Here is a 23,148-nt window from a genome sequence, read left to right on the forward strand (position 1 = left end):
GGAAAAAGCCGCCCCACAAAGGCATGATGGACCTCTCCCTTAGTTAAGCAGCAGTAGGCTACCTAGTCCAAGGAAGATGAAGAAGCCCACCACATCGGTCACAGTGGTCAGGATCACCGAGCCTGCCACCGCAGGATCGATACGCATCTGCTTGAGCACGAAAGGGATCACTGTGCCCGATGACGCTGCCGCCAGACTATTGAAGACGATCGCCACAAAGATGATGCCACCCAGCGCCCAGGAGCTAAACCACCAACTGACCACTAGGCCAATCAATGCGCCTAGCAGCACACCATTGAAGGCGGCAATCTTGAGTTCTTTGTCCAGTAGCAGAGTCAAGTTGCTGCGTTTCAAGTGGTTGAGCGCAATACCTCTAAGCGCTACCGCTAAGGTCTGACTGCCGGCGATACCGCCCATACTGGCGACGACAGGCATTAAAATGGCCAGTGCCACCACCTGTTGCAAGGCATCGCCAAACAGGCCGATCACCCAGGAGGCGAGAAAGGCCGTCAGCAAGTTGGTCGTCAGCCAGATGGCTCGCATACGCGCCGCAACCCCTACAGGGGTAAAGAGGTCTTCCTCATCCTGGGGGGTCTCAGACACCAACACCTCCAGGCTTCGTTCCTTGAGGCGGTGCATCAGGGTGGAGAGCGCGATAGCACCGATGATCTTGCCGCCTTTTTCAACCGGTACCCAGGCAAAGCCTGCCACCGGATTAAACTGCTGCGCCGCCTGAGTGATATCCAGCTCATCGCCGATGGCTTCTAGTTCGGTAATGCATTCGGCCAGCGGAGTGGCGGGATCCTCGCGATAGAGCTGCTCCAGGGTGCAGCCACCATGAAACTGTCCCTCGGCATCCACGGCGTAAACCGCTACGTATTCGCGCTGCTTCTGTCGGTTGAGACGGTCTAACACCCGGCCAACGGTTGCCGTAGGGCGTGAGCGTAAGATGTTGTTGTTAAGGTAACGACCAACCGCCTCATCCTGATAGCTCAGTGCCTGCTGCATCTGCTCTGTGGTGAGGGCTTCTTGCTGATCCAGATAATCTTCGACTATGTCGCTAGGTAGGATCTCGGCGAAGGTGAGGATATCTATCTCAGAGATACGTCTCGCCAATCCTTGGAGCTGCTCTGGGCTGAGTAGATCGAGTACGTGGCGTGCGGTTTCATAGTGCAGCAGGTGCAGTATGGGCCAGCCTCTCTCTACCGGGATCTTACGGCAGATGGGCGAACGATATTGATCGCTGACCGACTCCAGCAGGTCGGCCAGATCGGCATCGGAATAGTCGCTGATAAAGCCAAGTGAGGGCAGTTCCTCGGCCTCGGGATGACTGACAATGTCGATGACGCGGGCGAGAAGATCGTCTCTGGCCGCTTGATCTGCTTGTGGTGAGGTGTCTGGCATTGTCATAGTTGATGTCCTTGGGTGAACTTGAGGGACAGTTTAAGGCAAAGACCTTAACTAAACCATTGAAAAACTGGGTTAATCAAAGTCTGGCTGTTGCACATCGGCGTCATTGAAAGCTTACGGCAGTAAAAGTGCTTGCCTAAGGCAAGCACTTAGATGGCTAGACGTTGATCAGAAAACTCTCCGACGGGTCTACCAGAACGCGATCGCCCATCGCCTCTCTGCCCAGTAGCATCAGATAGGTCATGTCCTGACGATTACTCAGAGTTAGCTCTATGGGCCACTCATGCTCTCCCAGCTTGAGGGTGGTTTCGATCACGCAGCGCTGCTCCACTTCGCCATTGGAGGACTTGATGCGGCGTGAGTCATGTACCGGAGCCTTACAATGGACTATCTGCTCGAGATCATAAACATCCGGGTGCAGGTCGAAGGCGACATAGGGGCGACCACCTACTTTGATCCGCTTGAGATTGTCCACATGCAGGGCGGAGGTCTTGGCGCCGGTGTCGATGCGCACATGCAGATCCTTGATGCCGAGATCCGGCAGATCGCATGCCTCTAAGTTGCCTATGATGATCTTGTTCATCCGTTATTCTTCCTTTAGCGTCAGGCCGCGACCTAGATGGTCTGGGTGGTCAGCGGCATTATCTGATCGTTCATTATCTCAATATGTTCGGCCACCTCATCGGCGGCGCTGCCAAAATAGGCCACATGGAACATGGCGTCTCCCTCCAGCACTAGGGGGATGTTCTGTTTGCCGATGACAATTCCCGCCCGGTTGGATACCACGCTCTGGATCAGTTCGCCCAAGGGGCTGTTGATCTCCGCCAGTACCTCACCTTTTTCGACATGGGCCCCTAGCTTGGCAAACTCACAAACAAAGCCGCTGGCCGAGGCGCGGGTCCAGTCGCTGCGGTTGGCGATAAAGGGCTCTATCTTCTTGCGCAGGCGGCGCTTACGTACCAGCCCAAGTGATGACAGTACATTGAGAATACCGCGCTCACCCGTCTGGATCGACAGCTCGTCGAATCTGAGCGCCTGGCCCGCTTCATACAGTAGTACTCGTGTGCCCTTGTTGACGGCGGATTCCCGCAGTGAGCCGTCGCGCACATTGGCGTTGAGCAGCACTGGCACGCCGAAGGCCTGGGCCAGTGCCAGTGTCTGTTCGTCATCCAGGTTAGCGCGGATCTGCGGCAGGTTAGATCTGTGGATCGCCCCGGTATGTAGGTCGATGCCGTAGTCGCAGTGCTGCACTATGCTGTTTAAGAAGGTATGCGCCACCCTGCCAGCCAGTGAGCCCTTGGGGGAGCCCGGAAAACAGCGGTTAAGGTCGCGTCTGTCTGGCATATAACGGCTCTGGTTCAGCACCCCATAAACATTGACCATGGGGACTAAGATCAATGTTCCCTTTAGCAACTTGAGCTTGCTCTGGATCAGGCGGCGGATGATCTCAATACCATTGAGTTCATCGCCATGTACCGCGGCGCTGACAAACACCTTAGGGCCATCCTTCTTAGCCCGGATCACATGGACCGGAATCGAGACCTGAGTGTCAGTATAAAGACTGGCCACAGGTAGTTCGAGCTGCTGCTGGGTGCCGGGGAGAATGTCGACCCCGGCTATGGTTAGCGCTGAATTCATTTAGCCTTTTCCGCGAGTTCTATTGGCGTTGGGTTTCGCCTTTTTCTCAATAAATTCATAGATCAGTCCGGCCACATCTTTACTGGTCGCCTGTTCTATCCCTTCCAGACCGGGTGAAGAGTTCACTTCCATCACCACAGGACCGTTGTTAGACTGCAAAATGTCCACACCACACAGGTTGAGGCCCATCGCCTTGGCGGCGTTGAGGGCGGTTGCCCGCTCATCTTTCGACAGACGCACCAACTGGGCTATCCCTCCGCGGTGCAGGTTAGAGCGAAATTCACCTTCGGCCGCCTGACGCTTCATGGCCGCTACAACTTTATCGCCTACGACGAAGCAGCGGATATCGGCGCCGCCGGCTTCTTTGATGAACTCCTGTACCAGAATGTTGGCTTTAAGCCCCATGAAGGCTTCGATCACGCTCTCGGCCGCCTTATTGGTTTCGGCAAGCACCACGCCGATCCCCTGAGTGCCTTCTAGCAGCTTAATCACCAGCGGTGCACCGCCCACATTCTTGATCAAATCTTGGATCTTATCCGGCTTGCTGGCAAATCCGGTACGCGGCAGGCCTATGCCCTTGCGCGATAGCAACTGCAGGGATCTCAGCTTATCGCGTGAACGGCTGATGGCTACAGATTCGTTGACACAGAAGGTGCCCATCATTTCGAACTGACGCACCACGGCCGTGCCGTAGAAGGTGATTGATGAGCCGATACGAGGGATCACCGCATCATACTTAGGCAATACCTTACCCATGTAGCGCACAGTTGGGTTGCTGCTGGTGATATCCATGTAGCAGTGAAGAGTGTCTATGATGTCTACTTCATGGCCGCGCGCTTCCCCGGCCTCTTTCAGGCGCTTGGTAGAGTATAAATTTTCGTTGCGAGACAAGATTGCAATACGCATGTCTACATTCCTTAGTGGTAAAACTTTAATAATAAAAAAGTAATGCTTTCAAATTTAAGTGATTGTTGGCCTCAGGGCGAACAATCGATATCGACGGCTAAAGACGCTGCGTCAGGAGCAATTCACCCGATCGCAAAGCGGTGCCTGCGGAATAACTCAGTGGCTTAACTATAGCCATAATTAGCCGCCAGCGTGATGCGTTTGCTCGTTTTTCCTTGGTAATCATTCGATTGTCTGAGGTTTTCCATCGCCTGTTTAGGGCGCGACCTTATTGATAAACCCTACGGGAGAAAAGCTAATTTTTTTTGTCGTGACCACAAGGGATTTTATTGCAAAGGCCAAGGCGTGGTGGGAGTGTTATCTCCGCTAACGTTAAGCGTTAATGAACTTGAGTCTTGCTCTGTGCGTAACACTGAGTAGTTTTCCAAACATAGTCAGTGCGCTGCGGAGTCGAGATGAACCGAATTAACCCTGCTAAGTTACCTAATAGTAAATGGACGGCGGTAAAGCCGATGAATCGAGAAAAGCATTTCTTAGTATCAGAAATGGAGTTTGATGAAGAGGGGGCTGTTATTTTGTGCAAGTTGGAAGCCGTACTTTCAAAGAATGAGTATTTAATCGATTGGACAGAATTGAAAAGTCGAGATAAGTGGCTTCAGGGGTGGAAGTAGTTAGGCCTTTGGAAACATGAGTCACAAAAAGGCCAGACAGTTGTCTGGCCTCTAGCCGCTTTGTCAATCAAGCAACAAGCGGATTAACGCATGGTGACGAACTCTTCGGCGCCTGTGGGGTGAATGGCAACGACGGCATCGAAGTCGGCCTTGGTGGCGCCCATCTTGATGGCGACGCCGAAGCCTTGCAGTATCTCATCCATGCCGTAGCCGATGCCGTGAATGCCCACGACCTTCTCCTCTTTACCGGCGCAGACCAGCTTCATCTTACAGGCCTGGCGGTGTGCGGTAACCGCTGTGTACATAGAGGTGAAGCCTGAGGTGTAGACCTTGACGTTCTCCTCACCATATTGGGCGATCGCCTCGGGTTCGGTCAGACCCATGGTGCCTATGGCCGGGTGGCTGAATACCACGGTGGGCACCAGGCTGTAATCCATCTTGGCATCTGTCATGCCGTTAAACAGGCGTTCCGACAACAGGCGACCTGCTTTTACGGCAACCGGAGTCAGCTCTATGCCCCCTTCGATGATATCACCGACACAGTAGATGCCTGGGGCTGTGGTGTTTTGTTGGGCATCGACCACCACATACCCCTTGTCGTTAACCTTAACGTCAGTGTTTTCCAGGCCGATCTTGTCGGTGGATGGACGACGGCCGATGGCCCATATCAGGGTATCGATCTCATAGCTTTCACCATTTTCCAGCTTAAGGGTCAGCGAGCCGTCGGCGTTTTTGGTGACAGATTCTGGAATGCTGTGGGTGTGCAGACTAGGGCCGTCTGTGGCCATAGACTCCATCAGGGCTTCGCTCAGCATAGGGTCGAAGCTGCGCAGCGGTGCATGCTTACGCACAAACAGGTGAGTCTCGCTGCCTAGGGCATGAAGCACGCCTGCCAGCTCGACGGCGATATAGCCTGCGCCAACTACGGCAACGCGTTTAGGCTGCTCGTTAAGAGCGAAGAAACCGTCAGAGTCGATACCATATTCGGCGCCCGGAATGTTGGGAATGGTTGGGGTGCCGCCGGTGGCGATCAGGATATGGTCGGCGCTGTAGTGTTCGCCATTGACCTCAATGGTGTTGTTGTTGACGAATTGACCGTAGCCACGCACCAGAGTGACGCCATTGCTGTCCAGGCCTCTGTCGTAGGCGCCGTGGATGCGCTCGATGTAGGCTTCGCGACTCTCGACCAGCTTGCTCCAATCGAATTTATTCACCGATACGTCGAAACCATAGTCTTTGGCGTACAGGTGCATGGCTTCGGCGACTTGGGCGCCATACCACATGACTTTCTTCGGAACGCAGCCGACGTTAACGCAGGTGCCGCCTAGTGCCTTGGCTTCGATCAGCAGTACCTTGGCACCGCGCATGGCCGCACGGTTGGCCGAGGCGATCCCGCCGCTGCCAGCGCCTAAACAGATATAGTCAAAATGTTGAGCCATCTTTTTCTCCAAATTCGAAGGATTGCATATGGGGGTCATTGTAGGGGTAAAGCGGCAAGCAAACCAGTGGTGTGTTGCGCCCTTTAGCCGCAGACCCGACAGTAGAGCCTAGATTAGACCTGAGTGAGACAAGATGGCTTTCACTGATATCTTTACTCGGCTTCCCTCGGATTTTTACTGCGAGCAAGGTTAGCGCCGATATTGGCACTTATGGTGATCGCTTTGGTTAGGCCCCTCGGCGCCACACTTCATGCAGATCCATTCGCTTTGACGGGCGCTAAGCTCTTTATCTTGATAGCCATATTGGCGTTTCTTTTGCCGCTTGAGGCCCTTCTCCAGATGAGACATACGCTTATCGAGCCAGCGGCAGCTGGGGTTGTCGGCCACATGCTGGCGACTGGCAAGCTGCTGTTTGCGGCTTAGCTGTTTTTGACTTAGTTTCTTAGTGCGTTTCTGCTTGGGCTTTTTAGTCGATTTCTTATCGCGGCCAGGCTTGGTCTGAACCGGGCTGGGGCGATAGTTAAGGGCGCTGGTGGGCTTGTCTGGGATAGCGATAGGATTGCCGTGACTGTCCAGCGCACCGTCGACGGGTAAGGTGATCACCTCAGGTTTGACTGGTGTGTCTTTAGCTAGACTGTTGTCTTGGCTTTGGCTTTTGTCCTGGGCTTGTGCAGCGCCTGTTAGCCAAAGTGAGAGGGCTATAAAGTTAACAGCGAATAGGTGTCGGGCGATAAAGCCTAGTGAGTGGCTGCGGGCAGACATTCCGTGTCCTCCAAGTCAGGGCAGGCACTCCTTGCCTGCTGTTAATAAAGCTAGCTCATGGTGAGCCAGCTTTCAATGACCGGATTCTGTCGGGGAACCTATTACTTAGAAGCTAAAGGTGAGGTGCAGGCCCGCATAGGTGTTGTTAAGGCTAGCCGTGGCATCTGGGTTTTCCTGTTTGATATCTTCCTGAGCCAGGGTGCGGCTTAGATGGCCAGAAAGCACCAAGCGGTTGGCCAGCTGATATTGGGCCTCTAAACCAAACTGAAAATGGTTGGGGCCGTTGTGCTCTTCGGTCACATATTGGAAGTCGAATGCCTGGGTGACATAAGGGGTCAGCGTCAGCTTTTCAGAGATGGGCCATTCGCTGTGCAGGCTGACCTCGACAAAGTAACCCGCGGCCTCTGTGGAGTAGGTGTAGCTGACCGATGGGGTTAACCACTCCAGCGCCGTGTATTCAATAGTCGCGAAAAATTCGTTGTCGCCACTGCGCTCATCGCTGTAGGTCTCGATGCGTTGATAACCAATAGCGGCGCTCAGGTTATCCCTAAGTTCGAAACCATACTCTAGCCCCATGTTCCACTCGATATAATATTGGCTATCGCCACGACCGACTGTGGTAAATAGGGTGAGATCATCCAGCTGGACGGCGGCGGTTGCCCAGTAGATGCCGCCCTTATCTAAGTTGTTGCGTCCCTCTGAGATATATTTCGAGTCCCAGCCTAAATCGAGAATCACCGAGGTCTCAGGGCCTTCGCCATGGCTGATGATGTTATTGATGTGCGAGTCATCGATTGTACCTGTATTAGCCTCTTCGGCGGCGTTGACTGTGCCTGCCAGCATGAGACTGAGAATACAGGTGTGAGTGAGCAATTTGTTCATGGGTGTAACACTGAATGTTATTGGGATCGAAATGGATGATAATCGGCTAATTATTAAACATAAATGATAATTGCTCGCATTTGCGATCGGCTTGGCAATATCTGTGATGTAAGTGACAAGTATATATCGTCTTGCTCTAGATCAAGGTTTTTCCTCTAGCTCGCTGCTAGGTGTTCACTGCTAGGTTTAACTCATAACTGTCAGGCGCTGTTGCTAATTGTCACTTTGGGCGCTCATGCCCAGGAGTCTATCTAGTTTACCCAAGATGCTTGAATAGTCGCCCAGTCGCCCATATGTAACCTCAATACCCTAAGATTGACGAGGACACCAGATGAGTAACCCTTTGCTAAGCGGCAGTGAATTACCGCTATTTTCGCAAATTAAACCCGAGCATATTCAGCCAGCCGTCGAGCAGGGGATTGCCAATTGTCGCCAGAAGATCGATGAGGTGCTTGCCAGCGGCGGCCCCTACACCTGGGACAATCTGATCGCCCCGCTAGAGCAGGTAGATGACGAACTAAGCCAAATTTGGTCACCCGTATCACACATGAACTCAGTGCTTAGCACAGAGGAGTGGCGCGCCGCTCACGATGCCTGCCTGCCACTCTTGTCTGAATATGGTACCTATGTGGGGCAGCATCAGGGCCTATATCAAGCTTATAAGGCGCTCAAGGAGTCCGATGAATTTGCCAAGCTGAGCCAGGCGCAGCAAACCAGCATCACTCACAGCCTGCGTGATTTCGAGCTGTCAGGCATCGGATTGAACGATGAGGATAAACAAACTTATGGAAAATTGGTTAAACGTTTATCTGAGCTAACCAGTAGCTTCTCTAATCAGCTGTTAGATGCCACACAGGCCTGGACTAAGTTAGTAACCGATGAGCAGGAGCTGGCCGGTTTACCCGAGTCTGCTATTGCCGCAGCCAAGGCGATGGCCGAGGCTAAAGAGCAGCAAGGCTGGTTATTTACTCTGGACTTCCCCTCTTACCTACCCGTGATGACCTATAGCGATAATCGTCAGCTAAGGGAAGAATGCTACCGCGCCTTCGTGACCCGCGCATCTGATCAGGGGCCTAATGCCGGTGAGTTCGACAATGGTCCGTTGATGGATGAGATCTTAGATCTGCGTCATCAGCTCGCCAAATTGCTGGGATTCGACAGCTTTGCCCACAAGTCACTGGCGACCAAGATGGCTGAGTCGCCCAAGCAGGTGCTGGATTTCCTTAACGAATTAGCAGCCCGCTCTAAGCAGCAGGGCCAAAATGAGTTGGCTGAGCTGACCGCCTTTGCCGAGAAAGAGTTTGGCGTGAGCGAGTTGGCTCCGTGGGATCTCAGCTACTACGCCGAGAAACTTAAGCATCACAGATATGAGATCTCTCAGGAGCTGTTACGTCCATACTTCCCGGAAGATCGTGTCTTGTCTGGTCTTTTCTATACAGTGTCGCGTCTGTTTGGTCTGACGATCGAAGAGCAGGAACACTTCGACAGCTGGCACAAAGATGTACGCTTCTTCCATATTAAAGACGCAAAGGGCGAGCATAGAGGCAGCTTCTACCTGGATCTCTATGCCCGCGAAGGCAAACGCGGTGGTGCCTGGATGGACGATTGCCGCGTGCGTCGTCAAACCGCTCACGATTTGCAGAAGCCGGTGGCTTATCTCACCTGTAACTTTAACGCGCCGGTCAATGGCAAACCTGCGCTGTTCACCCACGATGAGGTAACAACCCTGTTCCACGAGTTTGGTCACGGCATTCACCATATGCTGACCAAGATAGATGTGGCGGGCGTATCTGGCATCAATGGTGTGCCTTGGGATGCCGTGGAATTACCGAGCCAATTTATGGAGAACTGGTGTTTCGAGGAGGAGGCATTAGCCGAGATCTCTGGACACTTCGAGACCCATGAGCCATTGCCTAAGGCGATGCTGGACAAGATGCTGGCGGCGAAGAATTTCCAGTCAGGCATGATGATGCTGCGTCAGCTGGAGTTTTCACTGTTCGATTTCCGTTTGCATCTGGAATATGACCCGGCAGAGGGTGCCAATATTCAGGCCAAGCTAGATGAGGTGAGAGATCAGGTTGCCGTGGTGAAAGCGGCTGACTTTAATCGCTTCCAACACAGCTTCGCGCATATCTTTGCTGGTGGTTACGCCGCAGGTTACTACAGCTACAAGTGGGCCGAGGTGTTGTCGGCCGATGCCTTCTCACGTTTTGAAGAAGAAGGGATCTTTAACGCCGATACCGGCCGCAGTTTCCTGGAAAATATCCTCGAGATGGGCGGCTGCCTGGAGCCGATGGAGCTGTTTAAGCGCTTTAGAGGTCGCGAGCCGCAGATTGATGCCCTGCTGAGACACTCAGGCATTCAAGGCTAATGCTTTGATCTGATAAGTCTATCTAGATGCGAAAAGGCCAACCCTATGATAAAGGTTGGCCTTTTTTATGAGCTGATGAATTAGCGATTAGTAAGCGCCTTCGCTATAGGTCAGTTCATAGCTATGGCTGTAAATCTCTAAGATATTGCCAAAAGGATCTTCCATATAGATCATGCGATAAGGCTTCTCGCCTGGGTAATAGTAGCGAGGCGCCTTCATGCGCTTCTTACCACCGGCGGCCACAATCTTCTCCACTAGGCCTTCTAGATCTGGATCTTGTACGCTGAAGTGGAACACCCCAGTTTTCCAATACTCAAAGTTATCCTCAGGGTTTTGCTGATTCGCAAACTGGAATAGCTCGACGCCTATCTTGTCGCCGGTTGCCAGGTGCGCGATACGAAACGAGCCCCAACCCTCACCAAAGACGTCGTTACACATCTCGCCAATTGGACTGTCGTCTTCAACAATCTCAGTGGGTTCCATTATGAGGTACCAGCCTAATACCTGAGTGTAAAACTCAACGGCAGCCTCGAGATCCGGCACCGAAATACCTATGTGAGAAAAAGTTCTTGGGTAAGCCTTGTTCATGTTGTGCTCCTGTCAATTGAATTGGGTATAGCTTACAAATTGAACTAAATTATGTAAAATTATCAAAATTTATAATTTTAAGTACAAAACGTAATGATAAATCCTGTTTGGCTACGAAGTTTCTGTACGCTGGTGGAGTTGGGGCACTTTACGCGCACCGCCGAGCGACTCTATATGACGCAATCTGGTGTGAGTCAGCATGTGCGTAAGTTAGAGGAACAGCTGGATGCCCAATTGCTGCTGCGTGAAGGTAAGCAGTTTTCCTTAACACATGCCGGTCGCCAGTTGTATCAAGAGGGACAAGAGATACTCCTGTCGCTGGCCAAGTTAGAGCAGGGGATCAAGCAAGATCCGCCCTTTGCCGGTTTGGTGCGCTTAATGTCGCCCGGTAGCGTCGGCCTTAAGCTCTATGGCGAGTTGCTGGATCTCCAATCAGCCCATCCGCAGTTGTCACTGGATTATCGCTTCGCCTCCAATGCCGGTGTAGAAACCGCAATAGCCGCCTTAGAGACGGATATAGGTTTAATGACCCGTCAGCCTAATCTTGAGGAGGTAGAGGCACAGCTGATTGCTAAGGAGCCGCTGCTCTTAGTCACTCCGGCGAGTAAGATGTCACTCACCTGGACGGCGTTGCAGGCGCTGGGATTTATCAACCATCCTGATGGTGCTCACCATGCCAAGTTACTGCTGGGGGCCAACTATCCTGAGTTTGAGCAGGGCGAGCAGTTACCAAGCAAAGGTTTTTCTAATCAGATAGGGTTGATTTTGGAGCCGGTAAGTCGCGGCTTAGGTTTCACAGTCTTGCCTGCCTATGCGGTGGAGGCCTTTGCCCATCAAGGCTTGATCTCGGCTCATGCTTTGGCGGTGGAGGTGAGTGAGCCCATCTATCTTTGCCGTCGTCGACAGTCGGTACAACCCAAGCGGGTCGACTCTGTGGTCGGGGCGATTAAAGAGCTATTAAATTAGCGAGGCCAGTGATTTCTCTGGCCCCGCATCGGGTTTTAAGGAGTGTAGTAAGTGGCGGCACCCGGGCCGACTGGCAATCCGAGGGCGAATACCCAGATAAAGAAGAAGCAGGTCCACCCGATAAAGAAGACGATGGAGTAAGGCAGCATGGTGGCAACCAGTGTGCCTATGCCGAGATTCTTCTTATATTGGGAGGCTACGGCCAGGATCAGGCCAAAATAACTCATCATAGGGGTGATCAAGTTAGTGACAGAGTCACCAATACGATAGGCGGCCTGAATGGTCTCGGGGGCATAACCCACCAACATCAACATGGGTACAAAAATCGGTGCCGTTACTGCCCACTGCGCCGAGGCGCTGCCCAGCATCAGATTGATAAAGCCACACATCATGATAAACAGCAGGAACACCAGCGGACCTGTGAGGCCGATGGCGTTGAGGGCATCTGCGCCAGTAACCGCCAGTACGGCACCCAGGTTTGTCCATTTAAAGAAAGCGACAAACTGCGAGGCGAAGAACACCAGTACGATATACATGCCCATGGTGCTCATGCTGTGGGACATGGCGTCGATGACGTCTTTATCTCGCTTCATGGTACCCACTACCTTGCCGTACACCAGGCCAGGAATGGCGAAACAGATAAAGATGAAGGCCACTATACCCTTGAGGAAGGGAGAACCGGCAACCAGCCCTGTTTCAGGATGACGCAGCGGCGCGTTTTCCGGCACCACGGAGAGCGCCAGAATACCACCAAGCACTAAGATGGAGAGCCCGGCCATCTTGAGACCCTTGACTTCGAGCGGCGTGACGTTGTCCATTTTCTGACTTTGGAGATCTATGCTGGCCTCACTGGCGTCATATTTACCCAGCTTAGGCTCGACAATCTTCTCTGTGACCAAGGCGCCGAGGAGGGTGATGACGAAGGTTGAGACAAACATAAAGTACCAGTTGACCTCAGGGCCTACCAGATACTCGGGATCGATCATCTGCGCCGCTGCTTCTGTGATGCCCGACAGCAGAGGATCTACCGTACCCAGAAGCAAGTTGGCGCTATAGCCGCCGGAGACACCGGCAAAGGCCGCGGCCAGACCCGCGAGAGGATGACGCCCGAGGGAGTGGAAGATCAGCGCGGCCATGGGAATCAGCACTACATAACCTAGCTCGGCGGCGGTATTAGAGACGATACCAGCAAAGACGATGGTCAGGGTGACCAGACGCTTTGAGGCGCCCATAACCAAGGTGCGCATAGCGGCCGATAGCAGGCCAGAACGGTCGGCAATGCCCACGCCCAGCAGTGCCACCAATACAGTGCCTAAAGGCGTAAAGCCGGTAAAGTTAGTCACTAGGTTGGAGACTATCATCCTAAGGCCTTCGGCATTCATCAGGCTGACCACATGGATCAGACCATCTTCGCCCCGTCCTGGTGCACCCACTGGGCGGGGGTCATTGACTGTCAGCTCGAAATAGCCGGCAATACCGCTGATCACTATGACGGCGGCGCAAAATAGGGCGAAGAGAGTGATGGGGTGAGGTAAAAGATTTCCTAGGCGTTCGACCACGTTGAGAAAGCGGACAAACAGGCCGTTTTTGCTTGTTGAGGGAGTCGGTGGGTGACTAGCCGCCAGACTCTCTTCTTGATTGGAGCTCATGGTTCTTCCTTCATCTTGGGCATCTTGGTACCCATTTATTTATGACCGCCACGGGGCGGTAAGATAACCGTTTATGATGAAGGCATTGCTTTAACTGAAGCTTAATTTGGCGCCAATACTCAATCTTAGTTGCGTATAGGGGTGGCTTGCAGGCAAAAAAAAAGCCCAACTTAAAGTTAAGTGGGCCAATAAAAGGATGATGATTGAAACCAAAACCCAGCTTGGGAAGATAGGGTTGCCTCTTGGTTGATTGAAATATTAGCCCAACTTGGCTGTATGAAGACTGAACAGCAGAGCAGTCTGCTTTAGGTCAGGTTTAAGGCTGATTTGAATACCCAGCTGCCTGTTGTTTAATCTCTGTGCAAGTAAATGGTAAAGACTCGTCCGGTTGAGCCAGTTGGCTCATAAATCGCCTAGCTCTGGCCTATTTTTATTCGAATACCTGTCAATGTGTTATCTATCTTAGTGTTATTCCCTTGTATTACTGGGCTTTTCATTATCCTGTAACTTTTTTCGTTATTTTATCTGTCTGTTTGATATAGATAATTAGTTTTGATGTGACACTTATTGTGACTTTTGCTCTGTATGATTGAAAAAGATACTCATTAGGCCGAAAAGCAGGCTTTTGCGGCGGATAAAGTTGCAGATTCCCCAATTTAGCTGAAAAAAGATGAATATAGCAGCAGCGAAATGGCGAAGGGAGAGCCGATAAATTGCTGGAAATTATCGCGAAAATCGGTGAAGCTGGTGCGTTAATCAAAGACAGATAACAATAACTAAAGGGAAGGAACTCAAAGATGGAAGGTTTGCTGTTAGGCCTTGGCCTAGTCGTTATCATCACCTACCTCTGGTATGTCAGCCTGATCAAGAAGCGTAACGCGGTGCGTGAAGCCTTGTCGGGTATCGATGTGCAGTTGAAGAAGCGCGCTAATTTGGTGCCCAACATTCTTAAGATCGCACAGAAATTTATGGATCATGAAAAGTCGCTGCTGACGGAGATCACCGCGCTACGTACGCAGGTCACCGCGGGTTATGATCTTAATGACGCGTCGGCGATTAAAGAGCACTTGGGATTGGCCGAGCAGCTCAATAGCAAGATGGGCCAGTTGATGGTCAGCGTCGAGAATTATCCCGAGCTTAAGTCTGATCAAACTATGGTGCAGGCGATGCGCACCTATAGCGAGGTGGAAGAGCACATCTCGGCGGCGAGACGTTTCTATAATGCTGCGGTATCAGAACTGAATACGGCGGTGGAGATCTTCCCTGGATCGATTATCGCCTCTATGGCCAAGGTCAAGGCGATGCCTTTCTATGAGGCCGAAGAGGCCGCAAGAGCCCCCGTGGACGCTGCCGATTACCTAAAATAAATCCCAGTCTTGAATAGATGAATATATTGAGTTTTATCCTCGGTGAGCCGATCAAGGCCGAGCGTCAGCCACAACGTTTGGTGGCCGACCCCGAGGAGCAGGAGCGGTTTAAGGCCTATTACGACGAGCATATTGAGCCGCTCACCCGTAAATTTGAAAATCATAGAGTTGCTAGCCTTAAGGCGCTGCGCGGTCGTCTCTATACCAGTCTGGGTATTCTCCTGGCCGTGGCAGCCTTGATTTTTATCTTTAGTGTGTCTGGTTACCTGGATATACCTTGGGTCTTCTACATTGTTTTATTTCTGCCCTTCGCCTGGTGGTGCTATCGGCCGGTGAAGCATTATAAATCCGATGTGAAGCGAGAGGTGTTTCCTAAGATCTTTCGTTATTTCGGCCATGACTTTATTTTCAGCACCAGCCATAGCATGAGCCTAACTCAGCTTAAGCGTTCCAAGTTACTGCCTGGCTATGATAATGCTAAGTTCGATGATTATGTGCAGGGCACCTACAAGGGCGTGGAGATCGCCATCAATGAGCTGTGGCTCACCAAACAGGTTAAACGCGAGAAGAGTACCGAAACAGAAACTGTTTTTCGTGGTGTTATGGTGCAACTCAGCAGCCATAAGGCGTTTAAGGGTCATACTGTGGTAGTGAAAAATCGCGGCGGCCTAGTGAACTTTCTCTCCAGCAGCTTTAAGAGCCTGAGCCGGGTTAAGCTCGAAGATCCCAGGTTTGAAGAGCGGTTTGATGTATTTTCAAACGATCAAATTGAGGCGCGCTACCTGCTTACTCTCGGCTTTATGGAGCGTCTGCAGTCTCTGGCCAACCTGTTTGCGAAAAAGATCCAGTGTGCTTTCTACGAAGACAAGTTATTGATCATGTTGCAGAGTGGCGATAATCGCTTCGAGTTAGGCTCTATCTTCGACGGCGCCACCTTCGAGTACGAGTTCAGCCAAATAAACCGAGAGATGAAGCAGCTGTTTGCTATCATTGAAGTACTCAAACTCGATCAAGACATTGGATTTTAATGCCCGTTGCAGTGCGTCATGCCTATTTTGCCCTACAGCTGCTGTGCCTCTGGCTCGGCCTGGCGCTGTGCTGGCCGCAGGACGCGGCGGCGCAATCGGAAAAGCCGCGCTACAAGGCGAGCTACTCTAAACATGGCATCTTAAGTAACAGCGACGCGCCGCGCCTAGATGACATCGACGATAGCAAGATCAAAGTCTATCAATATACCCAGGCCAACGGCGTAGTGGCCTTTGCCGATCATGCACCGGGCCATAGTGAGTTCAGGGTGCTCTTGTATGAATGCTTCGCCTGCAAACCTGACTCAGATCTCGACTGGCAGAAGATACCGCTGTTCAGCGCCGAATATGATGAGTTGATCTCTCGTGCCGCCAAGACCCACGGTTTGGATCCTGCGTTGATCCGCGCCGTGATCCACGCCGAGTCTGCCTTTAATGTATTTGCTCTGTCGCGCAGCGGCGCCATGGGCTTGATGCAGCTGATGCCAGGCACAGCCGAGGAGATGGGCGTTAAGAATCCCTACCGACCCGAGCAGAATATCGATGGCGGCGCCCGTTATCTGGCTAAGATGCTGGCTAGATTTGATGGTGACATCGATCTGGCCTGCGCCGCCTACAATGCCGGTCCCACCACTGTGAGCCAGTACAAGGGCATTCCGCCCTATCCAGAGACCCAGGCCTATGTGAAACGGGTCAAGATACTGTTGAAACGCTATCAGAAATTGGGGTAGTCAAGATGCAGCAGATCGTTATCGAACAGGAAATTGCGCTGCTTAGCCCAGAGGTGCGTACCGATCCTAAGGCGCTCGACCAGCTTATTCATGTCGATTTTCTTGAGGTGGGGGCGACGGGCGTGAGTTTTGGTAAGCCAGAGGTGTTGGCGCGCCTGCCCAAAGAGAAGCCGCCGGTATTTAAGGTGACAGATATTCAGTATCGGTTATTGAGTGCGGATCTGGCTCAGCTTAACTATCGCGCCTGTTTTAAGCCGGTGAACGAGGTGAATAAGCGTTATTCGCTGCGTACCTCGTTGTGGAAGTGCGAGGCCGGATGCTGGCAGATCATCTATCATCAGGGCACGCCCTGCGCGCCCTTCTTCTAACTACTATTGCTAACTATTAGGTCTCGGTACTATTTAGGGCGCTATTCGCCCACTTCCCAGGTGACTTGAACATGGCCGCCACCCTGATTAAGCAGCGGGTGCAGGTAATCCAGGGTCGATTGCGCGATCTCATCGAGTTGCCAGGGTGGGTTGATCACCCAAAGGCCTGCGGCCGTCATGCCAAACTCTTCGCTGTCGGGTTTGATGGCTTGTTCTATCCGCAGCTGCTTCTTAATGCCGCTCTGTTTCAGCATGTCAAACATGGCTTCGGTTTGTTCACGCTTCACCACCGGATACCAAATCATATAGACCCCGGTAGCAAATTTCTTATGCGCCTTAATAACGGCTTTGGCGACTTCCTGGTAATCGCTTTTAATCTCGTAGCTAGGGTCGATAAGAATGACCCCGCGGCGCTCCAGCGGCGGCACAGCGGCCAATAGCCCCTTAAGACCATCGCCCTTGAACACCTTGATCTGCTTGTCACCGCCCAGTTGCTCATCTAGCAGCTGATGATCGGCGCCGTGCAGTTCGTGCAATACCATGCGGTCTGCGTCGCGCAGATTCATGTCAACAAATGCAGGTGAGCCTGGGTAAAGTTCGAGTTCGTCACCGCTGTTGAAGTGTTTGATATCGCCTATGTATTGGCCAAGCGCCTCGGGCAAGTCCTGCTTATCCCACAGCTTGGCGACCCCCTCTAAATACTCGCCCGTCTTCTGTGCAAACTCGTCTGACAGTGCATAGCCACCGGCGCCGGCATGGGTGTCGATATACACCAAGGGCTTGTTCTTCTTATGCATCAATTTCAAGGTTTGCAACAAGAGGGTGTGCTTAAGCACATCGGCATAGTTTCCGGCGTGGTAGCCGTGGCGGTAACTTAACATGAAGATTCCAGGTGGTGAGGGCGCTAGCCTGATAGAGCGATTATAGGGGGGATGCCCGCCTAGGTACAGAGAGTTGGTGAGCGCGTAACAGCGTGCCACGCATAAAGAGCGTATTCAGCGTGGTGCACTTTTGGCATAATGTCGGCGTGATTTCTTAATTTACCGAGCCAAAGTGACTGCATCATCAACAAATGTTCTGCCCATGGGGATCTTTTTTAATCGCCAATACCCGACTCTGGAAGCCGTGTGTGACCGTTGGGGCTTAGTGTTCGACAAGGACGCCCTGTTTGAGTTGGTGTTTGAAGATGACTGCCTCATCTTGAACAAGCGCGACGAGCCCAAACTTAAGGGAATATTTGTCGATTTTGTCTCTGGCGCCGTGGCTCACAGACGTAAGTTTGGTGGCGGTCGAGGCCAGGCTATTGCTAAGGCCGTTGGCCTTAAACAAGGCGTGACCCCTAGTGTGGTTGATGGCACCGCAGGTTTGGGGCGAGATGCCTTCGTGCTAGCCAGCCTAGGTTGTACTGTGACCATGGTGGAGCGTAACCCTGTGGTCGCCGCCCTGTTGGAAGATGGTCTGCGCCGCGCTTATGAAGATGCCGATATCGGCTCCTGGATGCAGGAACGCATGCGTCTGGTCCATGGCTCTAGCCTGACGGCGCTGGCAGCCTTGGGCGAGCAGGTGGATGTGGTCTATCTGGATCCTATGTATCCTCACAGGGAAAAGTCTGCCTTGGTGAAGAAAGAGATGCGGGTATTCCAATCGCTAGTGGGCGCCGATCTCGATGCCGACGGCCTGCTGGCCCCTGCCATGGCCCTCGCCAGCAAGCGCGTAGTGGTCAAACGCCCCGACTACGCCGATGATCTCGACGGTGTTAAACCCAGCACCCGCATCGAAACCAAGAAGAACCGCTTCGATGTCTACGTTAAGGCCGCGATGAAGAGCGAGTAGTGCTCACCCTGTTGTTAGCCTGCTTATCTTGTGATGTGATAGGGCTGTCAACGCTCGTTGCAGATGAGGGTTGTCGATGTGATTACCAGCAAGAGTGCAAAGGAGCGTGAAATGATCAGGGTGAATGTGTTCGGCAGGTCCATGTCGGTGAGGCGCGTTGGCGAGGAGTGGCAGCTGTTTAGTGAGTCGCAAACCGGGATGCGCAGCCGTGTCTATGATGTGGTGATTCCGCCCGAGCTGACGGAAGATCAGCTGCTAGGTTATCAGGATGATATCTATCACGAACAGGCCAGTGCCCAGCACCCAAAGGTTAGCTTAGAGAGCTAGTGATCCGTTAAGACAAGGGGAGGGAAGTGATGATAAGACGCTTGATGGATTACCTGAGATTATTGCTCTTTGTCTGTGGCGTTCTGCTCGGGGTGCAGGTTCCCGCTTTTGTCGATCAGTATGGCAAGGCGCTTGCTGCTCATACCCAGGAGGCTAAACAGAATTTGGCAGAATTTCAGCGCGATGCGGACCGTTTCTTTGGCGGCGATCTCGATAAGCTGATTACCCACTATAAGCAGAATCCCGATGCCGTGTTTAATGCCGGCGGCGAGAGCATAGAGGCGATTTATCAAAGGTATCAGTTGCTGTCAGAGGCACTGACTGAGTTTAATCAATCAACCTACGGCGGTTTCGACAGGCTTGTGCTGGCGCCGTTGCCTGAGATCCGTGATCAGGTATGGCAGAATTTCAGCCATAGCATCTTGCTAGATGGCCGCGCTATCGGCTTTGGCTTGGTGTTTGGTCTGCTGTTTGCCATGCTGTGTGAACTGACCCTGCACGGCTGTGGCCGCTGCGCTCGCGGCGCCTATCGCCACCTGCGCCCAAAAACCAAGGCGCATTCAGGGGCGTGATATATAGAAACCCTAAGGTTAGTCTGTGTTTGTCTTGATGAATAACGGCTATGCTTCAGGTATCTGCTTAGGTGAGTGACATGACAAGGCCAATTTGGCTGCCTAAGTTTACTGTTAACCATAAGGATTTTTCCATGATAGCCCAAGGACAAGCATTACCCGCCGCCACGCTAGGCGAGCTGACCGAAAACGGCATGGTCAACCATGATGTAAAAGAGCTGTTTGCTAACAAGAAGGTGGTACTGTTTGCCGTTCCCGGCGCCTTTACCCCAACCTGCTCTGAGGCGCATCTGCCCGGTTATGTGGTGCTGGCGGATCAGTTTAAGGCCAAAGGGGTCGATATCATCGCCTGTGTATCGGTTAACGATGCCTTTGTGATGAAGGCCTGGGGCGAGGCGCAAAATGCCAGTGAATTGATGATGTTGGCCGATGGCGACGCCAGCTTTACCAAGGCCTTGGGCCTAGAGATGGACACCGCTGGTTTTGGCGGCATTCGCTCTCAACGTTATGCCATGGTGATAGACAATGGCGTGGTGACTTTGCTGAATGTCGAGGCGCCAAAGAGCTTTGAGGTCAGCAAGGCCGAGGTGGTCTTGGCCGCGCTGTAATCCGGTGGATTTGAAAAGGGAGCCTAAGGCTCCCTTTTTTGTGGCTTGTGCTGCTATGGCGTTAGCCGCCATGCACTTAGCTGCAATGCCTTAGAAGTAATGCACATATTCTACGGCAACACGATATAGGGTGTCGTCGAAGCCCAAGAGGTCTACCTCATAATCACGACTGATATATTGGGTCATGAAGTGCAGTAGATTGTTTTGGTTCGCCAGTGGTGTGACGACCTCGAGAGTGAGTCTGTCCATGGTGTAGAACTTGTCAGCATCGTAGCCCCACTGACCATCGAAGCGTGCCCATTTAGCGGCAAGCTGCACACCTGAGTGGGCGAAGGTGTACTTATTGCTCCACTCGAAGAAGTAACCCAAACCGGCACGGTTGAGCTCATCTTCGGTGCGGCCCATCTCTTCTCGCGGCCAGTCGTCATCTTTTTCTTCTTCGCTATAACCCAGCCCCAGTGTCAGGCCGAGATCATAGTGATTGATATCGCTAAATCGACGGTTGAGTGACACACCGGCCACCGCTAGCTGTTCAAACTCTTCCAGCTGTTGGCTGTTGTAATGCCCCTCATAACGGCCGTGGAAACTCAATAGATAGTCTTGCTGCTTGCCGAAGCTGGCAAACGGGCGCTGATAGTTAAAGCGCAGATCCATGGAGTCGCGGTATCTATCTTCGTCATATTTTTCAGAGTCGCGCTCATAGTAGTAGGTAGCGCGCACGCGGAAGTAGTTGTTGTCTAGCTGGTAAAGATTGTCGTAGCGCAAGTCATCCCAGATAAACGACAGACCGCCGCCGCGAGACATAGAGCTGAACTCTGAGTCCGGGTAAGACTCAAGACCAGCAATGAGCGACATGGCGAAAGGAGAGTTGTCGGAATCTGCAAGTGCAGAAAAGCTAAGTAGACCGACTAAGCCCAGTGCTAGTGGAGTTTTCATGAGGCGCCTCTGTGAATTCATCATCCGTTATGATGCACGCACATTAGCATAAAAGGCGATATTTTTCAGTAGACTAAACTGAATATTTAGGCCGCGCTTTGCAGTGGAGACTGCTGTTCGCTGATGCCGAGACTGGCTTCAATGTCGGCCACGCCTTGCGCCACTTCATCGGCAATCACCTCACTCTGGCTGGCGGAGGCCATGGCGTGTTGTTTGAGTGATTCCATCGCCTGAGACAGGCTGTCCAAATGGTTGGCCTGATCGCCGCTGAAACGAGCACCCTGCTGGGCAGTCTCTGTCATCTCCTGGGATTGCTGCTGTACCGTCTGGGTGACTTGCCATAGCTTCTGAGCGCCTTGGGCCTGTTTTTGGCTGGTGCTTGCTATCCCCTCGACGCTAAGGGTGAGCTGTTGGTTGGCGTCGGTGAGCTGACTCAGGATGGTCACGACCTGCTGTAGTGATTCTTGAGTACGCTGTGACAGGCTACGCACCTCGTCGGCCACCACAGCAAAGCCGCGTCCCTGTTCGCCGGCGCGGGCGGCCTCGATGGCGGCGTTTAAGGCCAGCAGGTTGGTCTGTTCGGCGATATTGCCGATCACATCGAGAATAGTGGAGACATCGTTGACCGAGGTGGTCAAGCTGTCCAGCGAACGATGGCAATGGCTCACCGCCTGCTGAGTCTCATCGGCGGCGCTCATGAAGGCCTGAACCTCCTGCTGGCTGGCAAGCATCTGGCTATGGGTTTGCTGGGCATGTTGCTCGACCTGGCTGGAGAGCTCGCTCACCTCACGGGCGATGGCTCGCACCTGCTCGGTCTGGTTCTGCGCCGTATCGACTATGCCCAGGGTGGTTTCCGTGCCTTGGGTCAGCTCGGTAATGCGGTGTACTAACTGCGACAAGGAGGTGGAGATCTGGCCTATCTTAACTCTTTGTGCGACATCTTCGGCCTCGAATCTGTCCAGCAACTGGTTGAAGTGACCGGCTATCTGACCCGTCTCACAGCGACGCGCTATGGTCAGGCGTTCACGGCTGTTGGACTCGCTCAGGCGCATGAAGGCCTGATTCAGGTGCTTAAGCGGTTTAACCACTCGACGTTGCTGCAATAACAGATAGATGAGGGCAAACAGCGCCAGCACAGATACCACGCCATAGAGCAAGGTTTGTAGTTGTTGTTTGAGATGCAGGTTTTGCGCTTGCTGGGCCTGACCTAATTTGAGCAGTTCATCTTCGATGCGCACGATAGCGGCCATCATCGCCTCTTGAGCCTCCTGATTGGCGGTCAGTAGCTGGTGGGTATTGCTCACCTCTTTGCCATAGCGCTGACTGAGGGAGAGGAGTTCACTGTAGTCGCTTTCACCTATCTCTATCTGCTCGGCTTCATCGTCGCCCAGGGCAAACTCGTCGGCCTCCACAGTCTCATACAAGCCTATTAGTGGCAGCTTAGCCAATTGATCATGCCACTCGGTCAGCGCCTGTATCTGTGTGGCCAGCAAAGGTTTTAGTCGTTGATCTTTGCCTATCAGGTAATCCTGGGTCAGTTGTGACAGCTGATAGACCAGGGGCGGCAGGCTCTGGGTCAGTTGCAGGTATTGCTTGGCGAGCTTGGGGTGTTCTATTAGTCCCTTGTCGGCATATTCGGCCAGGTGTTGATTGTAGGAGAGCATCTCGCTCTCGGCATGGGCCAGCAGCTGACGTGGATTACCGGCCAGCTTGCCTGCGGCGCGGTATTGACTGTCCAGGTCGTTAATAAATTTGGTGATCGACTGCTGCAGTCGGCTGGCCTCTTCATGGGAGAGCTGGTTAAGACCGGCGGCGATAGTCTGCAGTTGTTGTCTTGCGTTGTTGAGTTGCTGGCTGTTGCCTGTGCTCAGATAGTTTTCCAGTTGACGGCGCACCTCCAGCAGAAATTGCTGCTGCAGCTCGGCGAGCATCTGATTTTTCTGCTCTATCTGCGCGCGCTCCTGATTGCTCCAAACGACAACACCAGCCAGCAGTGCGGCCAGCAATAACAGAGTGGCAGAAGCCCAGAGAGAGAGGGTGGAAATTTTCATGATCAAGCGCCAATGACAGTTTGCGCCAGAATATGACGTAAAGATTGC

23 protein-coding genes are annotated in these 23,148 nt (G+C 52.7%); 11 read left to right on the forward strand and 12 right to left on the reverse strand.

Annotated elements, in window-relative coordinates; translation table 11 throughout:
- Positions 1-39 precede the first annotated feature (39 nt).
- The 4 genes from L2712_RS17255 to rimK form a co-directional block, all read right to left on the reverse strand.
- Complete coding sequence (locus tag L2712_RS17255; protein ID WP_248978507.1) at positions 40-1,410, reverse strand: magnesium transporter; 1,371 nt, start codon at positions 1,408-1,410, stop codon at positions 40-42.
- A gap of 157 nt (positions 1,411-1,567) precedes the next feature.
- Entirely contained in the window at positions 1,568-1,993 is a 426-nt protein-coding gene (locus tag L2712_RS17260; RefSeq protein WP_033540335.1) for an ATP-dependent zinc protease family protein, read from the reverse strand.
- Between the two features lie 32 nt (positions 1,994-2,025).
- Positions 2,026-3,048: a succinylglutamate desuccinylase/aspartoacylase family protein gene (locus tag L2712_RS17265; protein WP_248978508.1), complete on the reverse strand. Its 1,023-nt coding sequence runs from the start codon at positions 3,046-3,048 to the stop codon at positions 2,026-2,028.
- Positions 3,049-3,954, reverse strand: coding sequence for a 30S ribosomal protein S6--L-glutamate ligase (gene rimK, locus L2712_RS17270; protein ID WP_033540333.1), 906 nt, complete (start codon positions 3,952-3,954; stop codon positions 3,049-3,051).
- Positions 3,955-4,409: 455 nt separating this feature from the next.
- On the opposite strand from rimK, the gene L2712_RS17275 reads away from it, so the two are divergent.
- Entirely contained in the window at positions 4,410-4,625 is a 216-nt protein-coding gene (locus L2712_RS17275) for a TIGR02450 family Trp-rich protein (RefSeq protein WP_248978509.1), read from the forward strand.
- Positions 4,626-4,708: 83 nt separating this feature from the next.
- On the opposite strand, the gene gorA is transcribed toward L2712_RS17275, so the two are convergent.
- From gorA to L2712_RS17290, 3 genes are all read right to left on the reverse strand, one after another.
- Entirely contained in the window at positions 4,709-6,064 is a 1,356-nt protein-coding gene (gorA, locus tag L2712_RS17280; RefSeq protein ID WP_248978510.1) for a glutathione-disulfide reductase, read from the reverse strand.
- Positions 6,065-6,253: 189 nt separating this feature from the next.
- A complete protein-coding gene (locus L2712_RS17285) occupies positions 6,254-6,826 on the reverse strand; it encodes a hypothetical protein (protein WP_248978511.1) in 573 nt (190 codons plus the stop codon).
- Positions 6,827-6,931: 105 nt separating this feature from the next.
- A complete protein-coding gene (locus tag L2712_RS17290; RefSeq protein ID WP_033540850.1) occupies positions 6,932-7,708 on the reverse strand; it encodes a hypothetical protein in 777 nt (258 codons plus the stop codon).
- A gap of 331 nt (positions 7,709-8,039) precedes the next feature.
- On the opposite strand from L2712_RS17290, the gene prlC reads away from it, so the two are divergent.
- Positions 8,040-10,079 carry an oligopeptidase A gene (prlC, locus tag L2712_RS17295; RefSeq protein ID WP_248978512.1) on the forward strand — a complete coding sequence of 680 codons (2,040 nt, stop codon included), beginning with the start codon at positions 8,040-8,042 and terminating at the stop codon, positions 10,077-10,079.
- A gap of 87 nt (positions 10,080-10,166) precedes the next feature.
- On the opposite strand, the gene L2712_RS17300 is transcribed toward prlC, so the two are convergent.
- Positions 10,167-10,667, reverse strand: a complete 501-nt coding sequence (locus L2712_RS17300) for a lactoylglutathione lyase family protein (RefSeq protein ID WP_033540314.1) — start codon at positions 10,665-10,667, stop codon at positions 10,167-10,169.
- 93 nt (positions 10,668-10,760) lie between these two features.
- Here L2712_RS17300 and L2712_RS17305 point away from each other — a divergent pair, with 93 nt between their 5' ends.
- Positions 10,761-11,633 carry a LysR family transcriptional regulator gene (locus L2712_RS17305; protein WP_248978513.1) on the forward strand — a complete coding sequence of 291 codons (873 nt, stop codon included), beginning with the start codon at positions 10,761-10,763 and terminating at the stop codon, positions 11,631-11,633.
- A 35-nt stretch (positions 11,634-11,668) separates the two neighbouring features.
- On the opposite strand, the gene L2712_RS17310 is transcribed toward L2712_RS17305, so the two are convergent.
- Positions 11,669-13,282, reverse strand: coding sequence for an AbgT family transporter (locus L2712_RS17310; protein ID WP_248978514.1), 1,614 nt, complete (start codon positions 13,280-13,282; stop codon positions 11,669-11,671).
- Between the two features lie 797 nt (positions 13,283-14,079).
- Between L2712_RS17310 and L2712_RS17315 the strand changes: the two genes are divergently transcribed.
- From L2712_RS17315 to L2712_RS17330, 4 genes are read left to right on the forward strand one after another with little or no spacing between them, the layout of a single operon-like run.
- Positions 14,080-14,649, forward strand: a complete 570-nt coding sequence (locus L2712_RS17315; protein WP_248978515.1) for a LemA family protein — start codon at positions 14,080-14,082, stop codon at positions 14,647-14,649.
- A gap of 17 nt (positions 14,650-14,666) precedes the next feature.
- Positions 14,667-15,677, forward strand: coding sequence for a DUF3137 domain-containing protein (locus tag L2712_RS17320; protein ID WP_033540310.1), 1,011 nt, complete (start codon positions 14,667-14,669; stop codon positions 15,675-15,677).
- Positions 15,677-16,405, forward strand: a complete 729-nt coding sequence (locus tag L2712_RS17325; RefSeq protein ID WP_248978516.1) for a lytic transglycosylase domain-containing protein — start codon at positions 15,677-15,679, stop codon at positions 16,403-16,405. The genes L2712_RS17320 and L2712_RS17325 overlap by 1 nt, the downstream gene beginning before the upstream one ends.
- Positions 16,406-16,410: 5 nt before the next feature.
- Positions 16,411-16,773: a nuclear transport factor 2 family protein gene (locus tag L2712_RS17330; RefSeq protein WP_088905711.1), complete on the forward strand. Its 363-nt coding sequence runs from the start codon at positions 16,411-16,413 to the stop codon at positions 16,771-16,773.
- A gap of 41 nt (positions 16,774-16,814) precedes the next feature.
- On the opposite strand, the gene L2712_RS17335 is transcribed toward L2712_RS17330, so the two are convergent.
- Positions 16,815-17,654: a 23S rRNA (adenine(2030)-N(6))-methyltransferase RlmJ gene (locus L2712_RS17335; protein ID WP_248978517.1), complete on the reverse strand. Its 840-nt coding sequence runs from the start codon at positions 17,652-17,654 to the stop codon at positions 16,815-16,817.
- A gap of 202 nt (positions 17,655-17,856) precedes the next feature.
- Here L2712_RS17335 and L2712_RS17340 point away from each other — a divergent pair, with 202 nt between their 5' ends.
- The 4 genes from L2712_RS17340 (at position 17,857) to L2712_RS17355 (ending at position 20,113) form a co-directional block, all read left to right on the forward strand.
- Positions 17,857-18,606: a class I SAM-dependent methyltransferase gene (locus L2712_RS17340; protein WP_033540306.1), complete on the forward strand. Its 750-nt coding sequence runs from the start codon at positions 17,857-17,859 to the stop codon at positions 18,604-18,606.
- A 111-nt stretch (positions 18,607-18,717) separates the two neighbouring features.
- Positions 18,718-18,933, forward strand: coding sequence for a DUF7661 family protein (locus L2712_RS17345; RefSeq protein WP_248978518.1), 216 nt, complete (start codon positions 18,718-18,720; stop codon positions 18,931-18,933).
- A gap of 29 nt (positions 18,934-18,962) precedes the next feature.
- Complete coding sequence (locus tag L2712_RS17350) at positions 18,963-19,505, forward strand: DUF2937 family protein (RefSeq protein WP_248978519.1); 543 nt, start codon at positions 18,963-18,965, stop codon at positions 19,503-19,505.
- Positions 19,506-19,639: 134 nt separating this feature from the next.
- Complete coding sequence (locus tag L2712_RS17355; RefSeq protein WP_033540299.1) at positions 19,640-20,113, forward strand: peroxiredoxin; 474 nt, start codon at positions 19,640-19,642, stop codon at positions 20,111-20,113.
- A gap of 90 nt (positions 20,114-20,203) precedes the next feature.
- Here L2712_RS17355 and L2712_RS17360 read toward each other — a convergent pair whose 3' ends face one another.
- Positions 20,204-21,049, reverse strand: a complete 846-nt coding sequence (locus L2712_RS17360; RefSeq protein WP_248978520.1) for a hypothetical protein — start codon at positions 21,047-21,049, stop codon at positions 20,204-20,206.
- Positions 21,050-21,135: 86 nt separating this feature from the next.
- On the reverse strand, positions 21,136-23,100 hold the full coding sequence (locus tag L2712_RS17365; protein WP_248978521.1) for a methyl-accepting chemotaxis protein: 1,965 nt from the start codon (positions 23,098-23,100) through the stop codon (positions 21,136-21,138).
- Between the last annotated feature and the right edge of the window lie 48 nt (positions 23,101-23,148).

Source organism: Shewanella marisflavi, assembly GCF_023283925.1.
In the GTDB taxonomy this organism is placed as follows: Bacteria; Pseudomonadota; Gammaproteobacteria; order Enterobacterales; family Shewanellaceae; genus Shewanella; species Shewanella marisflavi.